Annotated in this window: 11 protein-coding genes; 3 read left to right on the top strand and 8 right to left on the bottom strand. The window is 48.0% G+C overall.

From position 1 onward, the window contains the following. Nucleotides 1-49: 49 nt before the first annotated feature. Together BMZ54_RS15295 and BMZ54_RS15300 are read right to left on the bottom strand one after the other, a co-directional pair. The gene (locus BMZ54_RS15295; protein WP_089913209.1) at nucleotides 50-2,590 is read right to left on the bottom strand and encodes a phosphocholine-specific phospholipase C; all 2,541 of its coding nucleotides are present in this window, start codon (nucleotides 2,588-2,590) and stop codon (nucleotides 50-52) included. Between the two features lie 174 nt (nucleotides 2,591-2,764). Then, entirely contained in the window at nucleotides 2,765-3,541 is a 777-nt protein-coding gene (locus BMZ54_RS15300) for an SDR family NAD(P)-dependent oxidoreductase (protein WP_089913212.1), read from the bottom strand. Between the two features lie 143 nt (nucleotides 3,542-3,684). Here BMZ54_RS15300 and BMZ54_RS15305 point away from each other — a divergent pair, with 143 nt between their 5' ends. Further along, nucleotides 3,685-4,908: a M57 family metalloprotease gene (locus tag BMZ54_RS15305; RefSeq protein ID WP_089913216.1), complete on the top strand. Its 1,224-nt coding sequence runs from the start codon at nucleotides 3,685-3,687 to the stop codon at nucleotides 4,906-4,908. Between the two features lie 194 nt (nucleotides 4,909-5,102). Here BMZ54_RS15305 and BMZ54_RS15310 read toward each other — a convergent pair whose 3' ends face one another. The 4 genes from BMZ54_RS15310 to BMZ54_RS15325 all read right to left on the bottom strand — a co-directional run bounded on the left by BMZ54_RS15310 (nucleotide 5,103) and on the right by BMZ54_RS15325 (nucleotide 8,380). Next, nucleotides 5,103-5,702 carry a Crp/Fnr family transcriptional regulator gene (locus BMZ54_RS15310; RefSeq protein ID WP_202909253.1) on the bottom strand — a complete coding sequence of 200 codons (600 nt, stop codon included), beginning with the start codon at nucleotides 5,700-5,702 and terminating at the stop codon, nucleotides 5,103-5,105. Nucleotides 5,703-5,717: 15 nt separating this feature from the next. Next, nucleotides 5,718-6,221: a hypothetical protein gene (locus tag BMZ54_RS15315; protein WP_089913219.1), complete on the bottom strand. Its 504-nt coding sequence runs from the start codon at nucleotides 6,219-6,221 to the stop codon at nucleotides 5,718-5,720. Between the two features lie 151 nt (nucleotides 6,222-6,372). After that, a complete protein-coding gene (locus BMZ54_RS15320) occupies nucleotides 6,373-7,542 on the bottom strand; it encodes a M20 metallopeptidase family protein (RefSeq protein ID WP_089913222.1) in 1,170 nt (389 codons plus the stop codon). Between the two features lie 52 nt (nucleotides 7,543-7,594). Beyond that, the gene (locus tag BMZ54_RS15325) at nucleotides 7,595-8,380 is read right to left on the bottom strand and encodes an alpha/beta hydrolase (protein WP_089913225.1); all 786 of its coding nucleotides are present in this window, start codon (nucleotides 8,378-8,380) and stop codon (nucleotides 7,595-7,597) included. A gap of 236 nt (nucleotides 8,381-8,616) precedes the next feature. Here BMZ54_RS15325 and BMZ54_RS15330 point away from each other — a divergent pair, with 236 nt between their 5' ends. Both BMZ54_RS15330 and BMZ54_RS15335 read left to right on the top strand, forming a co-directional pair. Further along, the gene (locus tag BMZ54_RS15330) at nucleotides 8,617-10,578 is read left to right on the top strand and encodes a hypothetical protein (protein WP_089913228.1); all 1,962 of its coding nucleotides are present in this window, start codon (nucleotides 8,617-8,619) and stop codon (nucleotides 10,576-10,578) included. 49 nt (nucleotides 10,579-10,627) lie between these two features. Then, nucleotides 10,628-12,385 carry an ABC transporter ATP-binding protein gene (locus BMZ54_RS15335; protein ID WP_089913230.1) on the top strand — a complete coding sequence of 586 codons (1,758 nt, stop codon included), beginning with the start codon at nucleotides 10,628-10,630 and terminating at the stop codon, nucleotides 12,383-12,385. Between the two features lie 3 nt (nucleotides 12,386-12,388). On the opposite strand, the gene BMZ54_RS15340 is transcribed toward BMZ54_RS15335, so the two are convergent. Continuing rightward, the gene (locus BMZ54_RS15340; RefSeq protein ID WP_089913233.1) at nucleotides 12,389-13,129 is read right to left on the bottom strand and encodes a hypothetical protein; all 741 of its coding nucleotides are present in this window, start codon (nucleotides 13,127-13,129) and stop codon (nucleotides 12,389-12,391) included. A gap of 163 nt (nucleotides 13,130-13,292) precedes the next feature. Beyond that, nucleotides 13,293-14,543 carry a hypothetical protein gene (locus tag BMZ54_RS15345; protein ID WP_089913235.1) on the bottom strand — a complete coding sequence of 417 codons (1,251 nt, stop codon included), beginning with the start codon at nucleotides 14,541-14,543 and terminating at the stop codon, nucleotides 13,293-13,295. Nucleotides 14,544-14,558 lie beyond the last annotated feature (15 nt).

Below are 14,558 nucleotides of genomic sequence, written 5' to 3' on the forward strand. Positions count from 1 at the left end.
GCCTCCTTACGAAGCCCCCTCCTATTAATTATTCATTCTTAATTATTAATTAAACGGCGCGGCCCATAAACGGATCCGTAAAGCTCTCCTGCCCCGTCTCTACCCTGCCGGCATAACGTTTTTCAAACACATCAAAACCATTGACCTTAATACTGAAATCGTACCAGCCATGGCTGTTCTTCAGCGGCAGCACTATGCTGGCAGTGCCGCCTTTGGCTACTGCCTTTGCTACATCGTTTGTTTTGTAGGCATGATCTTTAATAGCTACCTGCAGGGCTTTAGCGGCATCCTGGTTAGTTACTTTCACCACTACGTTACCGGTAGGCTTTTTTGTTTTGGCATCCTGCTCATACTCCACAGCCACCTGTATGGCCGGGTCCTGCGCATTGCCTATCAGCTCCCGGTAAAAACCATTGGGGCCGTATAAACGCAAATGATATTTATTATTCTCAAATGCCTGCAAAGGCCATTCGTAGCTAATACTGTCTCCAGCTTTTACGGCAAAGGCCCAGTTGCGGGAAATATCAGTCACACCTTTTTCATCTTTGAATGGTCCCGGTGCATATACCGTAAAAGGCGAGCCTGCAGCATTTTTACCAAACACCTGGTTGCCGGCGCTCATTTTCAGTGTTACGCGTTTTTTATCTGCCGTGCAGGTACCTTCTGCATACAGCTCGTACGGCAGGGCGCTGGAAGCACGTACCCCTTTCTCCTGGGTAGAGAGTGCGTCCATTGCCAGCGGGTTTTCAATAATGTTACGGATCTCCTGCCCCGATATTTTTTTATACCCGCCTGGCTCCTGCTTGAACTTAGCGTTATAAATATCTTCTACAAACTTGTCGCGCTGCAGAAAGGGAATGGGTTCCAGCTTATTGCCGTTAAAAGGGCTGAAAGCCGCCGTAAGATCGCCGCAAATGGTTCTGCGCCATGCGCTGATATTCTTTTGCTGAATATTCTTTTTATACTTCTGGTTCAGGAATGTTTCCAGGAACTGTAAGGTAGAGGTATGATCAAACAGCTGGGAGCATACCTTACCACCGCGGCTCCAGGGCGATGCTATGATCATAGGCACGCGGAACCCCAGTCCTATAGGCGCTTCGCGGGCAGCCTTTTTAGGCACGCCTTGTTTCAGCTCATTTTCCAGGCGCACGTGCTCTATTTCCGTATCAATGCCGGCAGATACTTTGCCGGTTTCCGGTTTGTTTTCATCCGGAATATAAAAAGGCTGTACGTGATCAAAGTAACCATCATTTTCATCATAGGTAACAATGAAAATAGTTTTCTTCCATACATCCGGGTTCTTGGTAAGAATGTCCAGCACTTCAGATACATACCAGGCGCCATACCAGGGTGCGCTGGGATGGTCGGAGAAGTTCTGCGGCGCTGCCAGCCAGGATACAGTGGGCAGCTTACCGCCTTCCACATCTTTCCGGAACTGGTACAGCACATCGCCTTCCGGTACGGTTACATCCCGTTTCTGCCCACCATCGGTATAGCTTAAGGTGGTGATGTTACGGTAAGCAGGGTCGCCCTCATTTACCACAAATGCACGTTTGTATAAGCTCTTTTGTTCGGGACTTAGCTTTTCAAAATTAGCCTGGTTCCATTTTTCCAGCTCTGCTTTTGCATTGTCCAGCACTTCCTGTTTTTTGGCCAGTTCCACTCTTATTTTCTGTGCGGCTTCTTCAGAGGAAGGACTGGCTTCCTGCAGCTTGTTGATCTGGTCAGGTAATGTATCCACCTGTTTTTGCAGGTTCTGGATATAACGCGGTGCAAACTTTACATTGTAAGCGGCAAAAAATTCCAGCAGGTTACAGCCGAAGTTCGATAACCAGGAGCGCTCCTCGCCTTTAAACCCGCCGCCACAGCTGGTTTCATTCTGGTAAAATTTCCAGGGTATATTATTCTGCTCCAGCAGCTCGGGGAACGTGTTCCAGGGCAGCTTGGCATAGCTGTAATCATCATTACGGATGTGTGCCTTGGGAATGCCGTCTGTTTCATGCGTGATCTTACCTGTCCAGAAAAAAGAGCGGTTAGGCGTGGTGCTGGTCATGGCAGAACAAAAGTTCTGATCACAAATAGTAAAGGCATCTGCCATGGCATAGTTAAAAGGCAGATCTTCCCGGTTGTAATAACCCAGCGTAAGCGGCATAGCTGCATACTGTTTATTGCCGGACCTTTTGGCTATCAGCCACTGGTCATACTTACCATTATTATTGGCATCTACCTGGCTGGCGCGGGAGTGCGGCAAAGAGCCCATCCAGGTTACTTTGGTATCCTTAATATCCAAACGGAAAGGGGCATACGTTTCGCCCAGGTCATTGGTTTGCAGCCATACCGGCTTTTTATCGGGTAAGGCCAGCGCACGCGGGTCATTAAAACCGCGCACGCCCTGCAGCGTGCCAAAGCAATGGTCAAAAGAACGGTTCTCCTGCATCAGTATCACTACATGTTCTGCATCCAGGTAAGTACTGCCTAAGGTAGGGTCTATTGCCAGTGCGCGTTGAATAGATGCCGGCATAAAAGCTGACAAACCTGCGGCCCCGGATAACAATACTGATTTTTTGAGGAATTCCCTGCGTGTATCCATATTACGAAATCATTAATTTTTAAACGGTCAAGAACAGCTGAAAACCATACGTGGCAATGGTTCCAGCCTGTAAATTAATGCGGCGTTCATACAAATAAAAACCGTGCACGCCCTTTCATTGATGAAGTGGCGAATATGGAGGATAAATGGCAGCAGTTTTTTGTGAGCTGTGTTTTATTCATCGTAAGGCGATGGGCTCACGGAGGTCCAGCCGCCGTCTATGACCAGGCTTTGCCCGGTGATATGTTTGGCATGCGGCGATACCAGGAATAATGCGGCATGCGCAATATCCGCCGTGGTGGCCGGGCGGCCCATAGGTGTTAACCGCGACCAGATCTTTTCATAATCTGCTTCGGAAGTAGTTCTTTCCGTAAGCGTGGCACCGGGTGCAATGGCATTTATATTAATGCCGAAAGCAGATAGCTCTACCACCAGGCTTTTGGCCAGCATTTCCAATGCGGCTTTCGTCATACCGTAAACAGCTAAATGTTTATGCGCCTGGTGGCCGGTAACGGAGGAGGTGAACAGGATAGCGCCGCCCCCGCCCTGCTGCTTCATTTGTTTGGCAGCGGCCTGCGCTAAAAAGAAATTGCCACCCAGGTTCACCTGCAGCACTTTATAAAAATCTGTTTCAGGATAGGTAAAAAAGTCGCCGAATAAAGTAATGCCCGCGTTGCCAATAGCTATATCCAGCCGGCCAAAACGGTCCACTGCTGTTTGCACCAGCTGCTGAATGAACGCTATCTCTGCAACGTTACCGCCTATACCAATACAAACTTTTCCTGTGCTGTCAATATTATGGGCGGCCTGTTGTGCCAGGGCTGCATCTACATCATTTAACAATACCTGTGCGCCTTGCTGTACCAGCTGCCGGCAGATCTCATAGCCTATACCCTGCCCTGCGCCGGTAACAATAGCTACCTGTCCCTGGAAGATCGGATTAGCAGACATACTCTCTGTTTTTTAGTGAAGAACGTGGATCAATACTACAATTATAAGAAGTTATTTTCCGGCATCATAACAATTATGTGTATATTCAATAGAACTCTTTTTACTTGTAACCCATCAACCCTCAATTAAAACCTTTTATTACTATGAAAGCAATTCCTCAAATTGTAACCGCGTTACTGATCGCGGTTATTTTTATTGTAGCCTGCAGAAAAGAACAAAAGCCCGATTCCCGTAGTGAAACTGTTTCAGAAGAAATTAAAGCCAAAGTAAAAGCCCTGGGGTATTCCACTGTAAACATCCGCAAAACCGACGGCGGTTACATGGTGGAATCCGACATTTTCCTGTCTGAAAAAAGCCTGGATCATCCCAGCTCTTCCCCTACCCTGGTTATTGCCCGTACAGAGCAGTACCGCACCAATAACCTGGTAACCGGCCTGCCAAGGGTTATTACGGTGAATGCATCCGGCTTACCGGCCAGCTACATAGCTTCGGTAGATGCTGCTATTAGCCAGTATAATGCGCTGAACCTGCGGCTTACCTTTCAGCGGGTATCCACTACCGGCGACATTAACATTAACGGCACCATACTGGATCCGGGCGCATGGGGAGCAAGCGGCCCGCCGGATGCCAGCGGTAATCCCTATAGCAGTATTTTGATCAACACTTCTTCCGGGGGCTTAGGCGCCACGCCGAATGTAAATTTTGCAGCCAGTGTAATTGCACATGAAATGGGCCACTGCATTGGTTTCCGCCATACCGACTGGATGAACCGCTCCTACAGCTGCTCCACAGGTGGCAGTGAAGGTGAAAGTGTTTACGGCGCGGTGCAAATTCCCGGCACCCCTTCCACAGAAGATGCCGGCAGCTGGATGCTGGCCTGCATGGGCACCAATATTACGAATGGCCGGCAGTTTAACATCAATGACAGGGTGGCGCTGCAATACCTGTATGGTACGCCTTATGCAGCATACACCTTAATTACTAACAGCTGCACCGGCATAGCTGCCAGCTATGGCGCGGTGAACGGGCATGTGGGTGATGTAGTAGTGGCAAGAGCCACCTTCAGCGGATCTGTATCCTGGAATAATATGGCTAACGGCGCAGGTGCGCAGATCTCTCTTTCTGCCAACGGGCAATCCAACGGCGCTTCCTCACCACACATTACCTCTTCGGGCAGCTTTAATATTTCTGCGGATATTACCTTCACTGTTACGGCTCCTACTACTTACATCAACACCACCGGAGTTATACATAACAGCACCTTCAGCTCTGCGGCAGGTGCAACCTTAACGATCGTAAGTGTGAACGGCGTAGCCAATGGCCAGCAAACCAGCATTTGTTATGGCAGCAGCGGCGGCTCCTGGTAAGATGTTAAACGGCCGGAGGCAAAAGAATGTAAAATGTAAAATTTTAAATCATAAATGAAAAGTAAATGCCGCGACATAAGCCTACCAGGTTTCGCGGCATTTACTTTTACATTTATCTCGTTCATAAAGTCTTTTAATGGTCTCTATGAACCTCCTTCGCCGGTTTGAAATTTTACATTTATGATTTTACATTCTTACTTAGCGCCGGAAATCCGTTTCCGGATCCTGCTCAACGATGGGTTGGTAATACCCAGGTAAGAAGAAATATGGTACGCCGGTATACGGCTGATAATATTAGGATGCTCCTCTACCAGCTTCAAATAACGCTCTTCCGGGCTATAGAACAGGAATTCCTCTGTGCGGCTTTGAGAATAATTGAAGAACAGCTCTGCCAGCAGCCGCCCGAACCGCTCCCACTCCGGGAACTTTTCATACAGCTGGTACAGGTGCTGGTAAGAGATAGAAACGATCTCCGCATCTTCCATAGCCTGTATATAATAAGCACAGGGATAGCGGGTAATAAAGCTCCGGAAAGAAACAATGAACTGGTTCTCTGAAAAAAAGAAGATGTTCTTTTCCTCATCCGTTTGCGGATCATTGTAATAAATGCGGAACATACCTTTTACCACCAGGCCCAGGTCATTACAAACCACGTTCTGCATGTTAAAAAAATCGCCCTTACCTATTTTACGCGTGTACCAGAATGGCAAACTCTCTGTAATCAGTGATTCAGAGAGTGCGGAAAAGCTGGTAAGCATGTTGTATAAAATATCCGGTCTGTTTTCCAAAGCCATCAAAAATAAATTTTATCATTTGCCGGCTGCTACCTGCCGCCCTTTCCAGATCTGGCGGAACTGCAGCACCAGGCTTATTACATAGACCAAAAGTAATCCTTTCAGGGTGTTTTGAATAGCCGGGGAATTAATATCTGTAGCCAGCGGATGTGAAAGCGGCACCCGGGTAAATGTTTCATTAACAGCAGGGAGCAGCGACAACAGCAGGGTAGTGTTCATGCAAAAAACAATCAGATAGGCGCCCCAGCCGGCTGCAGCAGGCCGGCTGCCAACAAAGTAAGCTACTGCCAGCAGCACCAGGATCAGAATAGCCAGCGCATGGCCGGGATTAAAACCGCCTGCCCGGGAAAGGCCAAAGGCCGAAATACAGCTCAAAGCAGTGAAAATGCTGTAGTATTTACCATTGGCGCTGTAAGGCTCAATTTTACCGCTGCGGATCAACGCAATAGCGGCAAAAACAAGCGCTACAATAGAAATAGCCGTGTGTATAGTGCCAAGCAGAGATAAAGGATGCTGCATAATTCAATGATTTTGTAGTGAACAATTATTGTTGGCTACAAATGTCAGCAGAATACCGGTGAATAATTTTCACTTAAGTTAAAATCCGGGTAAAGCTACCCGTTCCCGCTTGCACAGAATAAATACCGCTTTGGTTGATGTTTTCCTATCGTTAGCTAAAGCTCCGGATCAGGTCCAGTGCGCCATTTGCTAAGAAAGGCGCGCCCAGCTTCATACAATCTTCATGAAACGTTACTTTGGGGTGATGCAGGAAAAAGGAAGTGTTATCTCCCTCTTGCGCACCTAAGAAATAGAATTGTGAAGGCATAAGCCTTGAATAAAATGAAAAATCTTCCGCTATCAGCTGGCCGGTGCCTTCCTTTACATTGCTTTTCCCAAATACCTGTTCCTGTGCAGGCGCCAGCATTTGATGCACCTGCGCATCATTCAGCAGGCTGGGATAATAAGCGGTAAATTCCAGCACAATGCTGCAGCCATAGGAAATTTCCATTCCTTTGATCAGCGCCTGCAGCTTTTCCACTATCCGGTTATAGGTATCAATATTCAATGCTCTTAAGGATCCCTGCAGCAGCACGCCTTCGGGTATTACGTTATGACTGGGCTCCCCGTTAATAGCAATGTTGGTAAATGCCAGCACGGCTGGCTCTATAGTAGCGGTATGGGAAATAATGGATTGTGCTGCCACAATCAGCTGGCTGCTGATCAGCACCGGGTCTGTTACATGTTCCAGGGAGCCTGCATGTCCGCCTTTACCATTTACATGAATGAAAAAGTTGCTTACATTGGCCAGCGCCTCCCCGTTCCTGTAACCCAGCGTACCCAGTGGCAGCAGCGGGTGTACGTGCAGGCCCAGGGCTGCTTTGGCATCATTGAGCTTTCCGCTTTCTATGATCATTTGCCCGCCGGACTTACCTTTTTCCGGGCTGCGGGCATTACCCTCTTCCGATGGCTGAAATACCAGCTTTACCGTGCCGTTAAATTCCTGCTCTTTCAGCAGGTAGGCAGCACCCAGTAACATGGTGGTATGTATATCATGCCCGCAGGCATGCATTACGCGTTCATGCACGGAGCTGAAAGGCAGGCCGGTATCTTCCACAATAGGCAGGGCATCCATATCCGCACGCAGCACCACCACGGGGCCTTCGCCTTTTTGCAGGGTAGCAATAACCCCCGTAACAGCTACCGTTTCAAACGGGATATCCAAAGCCAGCAGGTGATCCTGCACCAGCGCCGTTGTTTTAAACTCTTCAAAGCCCAGCTCCGGGTGTTGGTGCAGCTGCCGTCTTATAGTAACCAGTTTTTGAAACAAATGCTCATTCATGGGTAAAGCCTTATCGTGTGATTGCCGTTAGGAAGTAAAAAGATAATAAATATTATTGATTGGCCAGCCAGTCCAGTATATAATCCGCATCCTCTTTCCAGGTAGGCTGTCCCAGCACAAAGTGGTTGCGCCCGGGAAATACCTTATAATCCAGCACCGATCCGTTCTGCTGGTACCTGTTAAAATTGCGCAGGTTCAGGTGTGCCGGTATAATATTATCCTGGTTGCCGGCTGTAAGCAGCAGTGGTACATGGGCCTTTGCATAATCCACTTTGGCAGCGCCGGTTAAGCTGCCCCTTGCCACCAGCTTGGATTCCGGCACGGTAAACTGTTCGTAGGCCGCCTGCTGCTCCTCCAGCGGCATACCGTTTACAAAAGCGTACTGCCAGTCGGCAAAAGACATCAGGTAAGTTTTTTTTACCGAAGTAAATAAGCCCAATGCTTTCCAGCCTGCTTTCAGGAAGCTAAATTCGTACGGGAACACGCCCAGTGTAGGTGCGGAGTGTATGGCCACGCCGGCAGCGGCCAGGTCACGGTTCACAAGGATCTGCGTTATTAACCCGCCCAGCGAATGGCCGATCACTATAGGTTTCAGCGGGTAGTTATTCACGATCTTTGCATAATAATCAATCAGTGCGGTTAAGGTTAATGCAGCAAGGTCAGTATCATCCGGGCGGCGGCTTCTTAGCTCCTGTGCAGTACCGTTCTTAAAAGGCCATGGCGGCGCTGCCGTATCAAAGCCTTTGGCTTCAAAATAAGCGCGCCACTCATCCCAGCAGTGATGGGTTACGAAAGCTCCGGTGATAAATACAACAGAATTGGTTTGCAGTGTTGACATGGTTAATGTTTTTTATAGATATGGAAACAAGATGGTTCGCGGGGGATCATTCAAAGTGCGCAGTACTGGCTCAAAAGCTGCATTCAGCAGAGAAGGTAGCAAAAAAAATTGACTTACAGGGGCAGATAGAAATCCGGTAAAATGTCTTAACTTAATAAACGCTTTACCCCAAAGACAAACAGAAGGGACATACATATATAATTCATTCTACCAACAGCTTACAAAACAATTACCCCATGCACACGCCCGATACCGTACCCGTATTGTTCACTACCTCCTGGGAATTATGGGAGCACATACAGCAACATACTGCCGTAGAAAGTAATACCTACGACAGAGCACTGGAATACGAAATTATACAACACCTGCCCCTGCCCGGCAATATGGACAACCTGATGGAGGCGCTGCTGGTAGATCATATGCCCGCTGAAAATGATCTGCCCGAAACGCCGGCCATTCACTTAACAGAAGTGCTGCGCAGCCATAACATTTCAATAGAGGCTTTCACGGGCGCATTGTTCAGCACCATGGAGCCTTTTACTAAAATGCTGGTGGACATTTACAAGCTATTTGAACAGCAGGGCATTACCAGCACCAACAACGCCGTAAAGATTATTTTTGATTTTGAAGGGCATGGGCTGAACCTGGAGTTTGATGTGGAGCACTTTAAAGAAGTGCTTAGCCGCTACCGGCATTTAAAACAGCTGCTTACTTTTTATGAGTGGAAAGAACCTAAGCTAAGAGAGCTGTTAGACCTGTTCCCGCATAACTGGACTTACAAGCTAAAAGACGCAGGCGTAAAAAGATGGATAGACGCTTACATAGAAAAGGGAGATATTCTTGCACCGGACATTGTATTACCCACTACAGATGATGAAGCCCTGGACCGTAGCCTGGCGCAGGTAATGCGGCTATGGAGAGCCGTGGTAACGGAACAGCTAAGCTATTCCAACAAACGGGAAACCGTAAAAGACAAAACCAGGTACTGGTCAGACGACACTTTCCAGGAAGATCCGGAAAAACGCGACCTGAAAGATGTTTATTTCATTACCAGCGATGCATGGCCGGCATATATGCTGCAATCAGCCGCTGCATTCATTGAATCGCTGGATGTAATGCCCTTTTCTGCAAGGCATGAAGCCGTTGAAAAATTAAGCCAGCAGCTAGCTGCTTATTTTAATTCCCTGCCCGTTACGGAAAAAGAAGCCGATGCGCTGACGGAAGAGCTGATAGACATCCTTAACCTGCCGGAATGGAAAAAGCGTTATGACCTGTACAGCGTGTGGGTACTTACCTTATTATACAAGGCCATGGCACCTTTGCACCCAGCCATGCATCATACAGGCGGGCAGCTGCTGCTGAAATTTTCCGGTACGCATATCACTACACTTGAAACAGCAGACGGCCCGTTATCGTTATGGTCAGAGTTAAGAAGCCCGCTTAAAAACCCGGCAGGCAAAAGCCGGGAAAACAGTATGCAGCCGGATTACAGCTTTTGCATTAACCAGGGTACCGGTCATGAAACCTGTGTAGCGGTAATAGAATGCAAGCAATATCAAAAAGCATCCCGCTCCAATTTCGTAAATGCCGTTAATGATTATGGCAAAGGCAGAACGGATGCCGCTATTTTCCTGATAAATTATGGCCCTGTACATATTACAAGTAACTGGACGCTGGATTACCCGGACCGCTCTTTTATTTTTGGCAATGTAAAGCCGGATGTACCTTCCCCCCATCAGTCAGCCAACCAAACGGCCAGCTTTACCGCCAGGTTACAGGAAGTGCTGATGGCGCTGCATTACACACAAGCCGGCACACCTGCCATTACACATTTTATTGTAGATATTTCCGGCTCCATGCAGGAATATTTACGGCACGCTGCCTTTATAAAAGAAATAACTGCCCTTACCGCACAGGCGCCTGCGGCAAAGCTGCTGGCAGTAGATAATACTGTCTACCGGACCTGGGATCATGCAGGACCTGCCTCTCTAAAGGAATTGCTGGCCCTTCCCCTACGGGGCAGCACAGACCTGACTGCAGCGTTAAAAGGAATAGATGTATCGGGTGCTGTGATCATAACGGATGAAGACGGGCGCAAACAGCTGCGCAGCAACGGCATACGGCCGTACTTACTGATAATGCAGGAAGCCGATGGCAGCATCCGTAAAATAGAGGGAAATACGTACCTGCAAACCTGAAAGCCGGCGCGTCTGTTCCTTTACTGCCGTTTTTTGCTTATTATTAAGCATGCGAATCTTATGGAACTACCTGCAGGAACAAAAGTGGTGGGTGATACTGGCCCTGGTGCTGGCAGGTATTGCACAGCTGCTGAGCCTTACAGACCCTATTATTTTTGGAAAGATCATTGATAACTACGCCACCAACAATAAAGGACTTAATGAGCAGCAACGGGTGCAGGGCGTGCTATACTGGTTAAGCATAGCCATAGCCATTGCGGTAGTATCCAGGATAGCCAGGGCCTTCCAGGAATATTTTACCCGCAAGGCGGTGCAGCTGTTCGGTATGCAGATCTTTAACGATGGGTTAAAACAAACCCTGCGCCTCTCTTTCCAGGAATTTGAGGAACAACGCAGCGGCGAAACCCTCTCCATATTACAAAAAGTAAAAACAGATACAGAACGTTTCATTAACTCGTTCATCAATATCCTGTTCTCCTCCGTTGTAGGCATGGGTTTCCTGATCTGGTATTCCATTACCCGCAACTGGATGCTGGTGCCCATTTTTGTGATCGGCATCCTGGTATTGGGATCGCTCACCGGCCTGGTAAGTAAAAAGATCAAGACCGTACAGCGCTCCATTAACAGGGAAACCAACAAAATGTCGGGCGTAATTACGGAATCCCTGCGGAATATAGAGCTGGTAAAAAGCCTGGGGCTTACCTTCCCGGAAATACGCCGCTTAAGGATCCAGACGCAAAAGATCTACGACCTGGAAATGCTGAAAACAACGCGGGTACGCACGCTCTCCTTTTTGCAGGGCACCACGCTGAACCTGTTAAAACAATCCATTTTATTTATACTGCTATGGCTCATTTTCCGCCAGGTGCTAAGCACCGGTGAGCTGATTGCCATGCAGTTTATTTCCACCTCAATTTTTGGACCCCTGCAGGATATTGGCAACATTATCCTCAATTACCGGGAGGTAGAAGCCTCTATTCACAGCTTTGACCAGCTGATGCACAAACCCATTGAGCGCAGGCCGGAAACGCCCGTAGCTACCGGCCCTTTAAAACACATCCGTTTTGACCAGGTAACCTTCCGGCATAAAACCGCCGGTTTTAATGCAATAGACAATGTATCCTTCCAGGTGAACCTGGGCGAAACCATTGCATTCGTAGGTCCCTCCGGTTCCGGGAAGTCTACGCTGGTAAAGCTGTTGGTGGGTTTGTATCTGCCGGTGGACGGCGCTATTTTGTTTAATCAGATCCCTTCGGGAGATATCCGCTATAATGAGCTGCGCCGGCAAATAGGCTTTGTAACGCAGGATACGCAGCTGTTTGCAGGCACCATCAAAGAAAACCTGTTGTTTGTAAAGGCCGATGCCACCGATGCGGAAATACTGGATGCCCTGCATAAAGCAGCCTGCACACCCCTGCTTTCCCGCTCTGAGAAAGGTATTGATACGGTGCTGGGAGAAGGCGGTATGAAACTTTCCGGCGGCGAAAAACAACGCATTTCCATTGCCCGGGCGCTGTTGAGAAAACCGCGCCTGCTTATTTTTGACGAGGCCACCTCTGCCCTTGATTCATTAACAGAAGAAGATATTACCAATACTATCCGCGATGTATCCTTAAGCAGTGAGCAGATCACCATCCTCATTGCGCACCGCCTCTCTACCATTATGCATGCAGATACCATTTATGTGCTGGAAAAAGGAAAGATCTCTGAGACCGGCTCCCATACAGCGCTGCTGGAAAAGAAGGGATTGTATTACGCTATGTGGCGGCAGCAGGTAGGTGAAAGAAGAAGCAACCCCGTGGTATAGCCGTTAATTATAGGTTTTATTCCAGTGAACACCCTTATCAACAAACTTCAGTAATCCCCGCACCTCGTTCTGTGCAGCGCTGCCGGTAGTGTCTTTAGTTTCTTTGCGTTGCAGGTCAATAACAAATTGCTGCTGGTTGCAATTATCTACAAAGTAGCCGGAGTAGCCTTTATTATCGGTATCGCCAATAGGTGCTTTAGTTACTTTATCCACCAGGATATGCAGGGAATCCATTTTAGCCTGATCCAGGATGGCATAGGCTTTATAGGTGAACCGGGCATGCCGGTAATAGCTCCTGGTAAGCACATAACAGCAGCCTACTTTTTTTACTACAAATACATGGTAGGCCCACAGGTCCATTAAATTAGGGCCCAGCTGAAAGGCCATTTCAATATTCTGCTTACCGGTATAATATTTAACAAAATCCAGCTGGGAGGCGTGGTAGTTGTTCTTGTAATAGTCGTTCCAGAGCTGTGTGAACTTGGTGGTGTCAATACTCTCTACATCCCGGTACCACAGCATACGGTTGGTAGCGGAGTCCAGTTTGTAAAAATCCCATTCTGTAAAATTATCCGCATCGTACTGAGGCAAATAATCATACTGCGGGTTGCTGATAATGGCTTTTGTTTGCAAGGTATCACACTGGCAGGGCTTTGCTTTTTCAGTCGGATAGTCATAAGATACGGCGCCCAGTGCAAATAAACCCACTATTGCAACAGGCGCCAACAGGAAAAATCGATTCATAAGCTAAAATTCATCTATCGGAAAAATTTCACATCGGGCGGATCGGTAGCTAAAAATACAGTACCTGGCTTGAAAATCAAAATACTAGCCCTTCTTCTGCGTAAAATTTAACCTGAAATGATTAAACGTTTTCAGGGTGGCCTTTATTACATCAGGGAAGCCGTCACTCCACCATAATACGGATCTCGCTGTTCTTGTGCAGATCCGTATTTATACCCAGCCTTTTACTGTTGCGGCCAAAACGTATGCGCAGCACAGAGGTATTGGGGGGTATCCGGCCCAGGTTATCGGCCATAAAGAGCAATACATTCTCGCCCTTTTGCAATTTCACAGGTATCTTCTGTATGTTATTCCTTACCGGGAAACCGGTTGCGATCCATTTTCCGTTCAAGCTAAGGGAAATGCTGTCGCCGTCCTCCACTCTTTCATCCCACAGCTCCAGCACAATATTGGAAGTATCCACCTTAATGGTGGCTACCGGGGTGGTGGTTCTTTGCTCTGCAATGGTGGTCAGGCGGCTTTTAGCCGGCTGCACCGGGTGGTAAAGGTCTGCTACCAAAAAGGTGGCATAGGCATTGGGCCGGTCGCGGAAATCAAAGCTATATTCCTTACCGTCAATTTTCATATAGAGGTTACCGGTATTGGGGGGCAGCCCGCCATAGTTATCTGCAAAAAAGGCAAACAGGTTACGGCCGGTATCCAGGGCTATGGTTTGCCGGCGGTTCTTATCATTGATCTGCTCTTTGCTGAAGATTGGACGGGTATTCTGCACCAGGGTAACGGTATCCTCATCATACTTCTCCTGGTCTTCCACCTGCATCAGCACAGCGCTGTCATTCGCAACAATCTGGTCATACTTGCCAAAATAAAGATCGCTGTGCAGGATACGCCGTACACTGGAATCTGCTAAGGGCTTGTTATTCACCTTTTTCAGGGTAATGGAATCCCGGTACAGGAAATCGCGCAGCATAACTTTGGTTTGCACCCATATTTCATCATCCGCATATAAACCTTGCATCCAGATGCCAAACTGGTCGATCCACATGCGATTCACAGAGATCTTATCATTCTTAAAATCCAGTGTGCCGTTCAGGTACCATAACCAGATGCCCAGCTTAAAAGGGGTTTCCTGCAAAGGGTACTTGCCTTTGCCAATACCCAGCTGCTGCTCATTTTTGCGGGCTAACAGCAACTCATACACGCCGGTGAAGCGCCCGTATTGCAGCTTTATTTTTGCAGGGTATAATACCCCCTGCTCCGGCACACCGATCTGCAGCTGCATGGTAATGGGAGAAGCCGTGGCGTACTGCTTCACGGAGCATTGCCAGGTACCGGTCCACTTATCGGTTTGTGCAAATGCTGCAAGGGTAAGACTGGTGAGGAATATGGATAGTAGGCAAATTCTGCGGCGCATAGGGAAAGATAGAAA

Origin of the sequence: Chitinophaga rupis, assembly GCF_900109685.1 — a bacterium.
Classification (GTDB): Bacteria; Bacteroidota; Bacteroidia; order Chitinophagales; family Chitinophagaceae; genus Chitinophaga; species Chitinophaga rupis.

What these genes read in the sequence shown, in the direction of transcription:
- BMZ54_RS15295 (WP_089913209.1), bottom strand. Translation starts at nt 2,590, where the DNA reads ATGGATACACGCAGGGAATTCCTCAAAAAATCAGTATTGTTATCCGGG.
- BMZ54_RS15300 (WP_089913212.1), bottom strand. Translation starts at nt 3,541, where the DNA reads ATGTCTGCTAATCCGATCTTCCAGGGACAGGTAGCTATTGTTACCGGC.
- BMZ54_RS15305 (WP_089913216.1), top strand. Translation starts at nt 3,685, where the DNA reads ATGAAAGCAATTCCTCAAATTGTAACCGCGTTACTGATCGCGGTTATT.
- BMZ54_RS15310 (WP_202909253.1), bottom strand. Translation starts at nt 5,702, where the DNA reads ATGGCTTTGGAAAACAGACCGGATATTTTATACAACATGCTTACCAGC.
- BMZ54_RS15315 (WP_089913219.1), bottom strand. Translation starts at nt 6,221, where the DNA reads ATGCAGCATCCTTTATCTCTGCTTGGCACTATACACACGGCTATTTCT.
- BMZ54_RS15320 (WP_089913222.1), bottom strand. Translation starts at nt 7,542, where the DNA reads ATGAATGAGCATTTGTTTCAAAAACTGGTTACTATAAGACGGCAGCTG.
- BMZ54_RS15325 (WP_089913225.1), bottom strand. Translation starts at nt 8,380, where the DNA reads ATGTCAACACTGCAAACCAATTCTGTTGTATTTATCACCGGAGCTTTC.
- BMZ54_RS15330 (WP_089913228.1), top strand. Translation starts at nt 8,617, where the DNA reads ATGCACACGCCCGATACCGTACCCGTATTGTTCACTACCTCCTGGGAA.
- BMZ54_RS15335 (WP_089913230.1), top strand. Translation starts at nt 10,628, where the DNA reads ATGCGAATCTTATGGAACTACCTGCAGGAACAAAAGTGGTGGGTGATA.
- BMZ54_RS15340 (WP_089913233.1), bottom strand. Translation starts at nt 13,129, where the DNA reads ATGAATCGATTTTTCCTGTTGGCGCCTGTTGCAATAGTGGGTTTATTT.
- BMZ54_RS15345 (WP_089913235.1), bottom strand. Translation starts at nt 14,543, where the DNA reads ATGCGCCGCAGAATTTGCCTACTATCCATATTCCTCACCAGTCTTACC.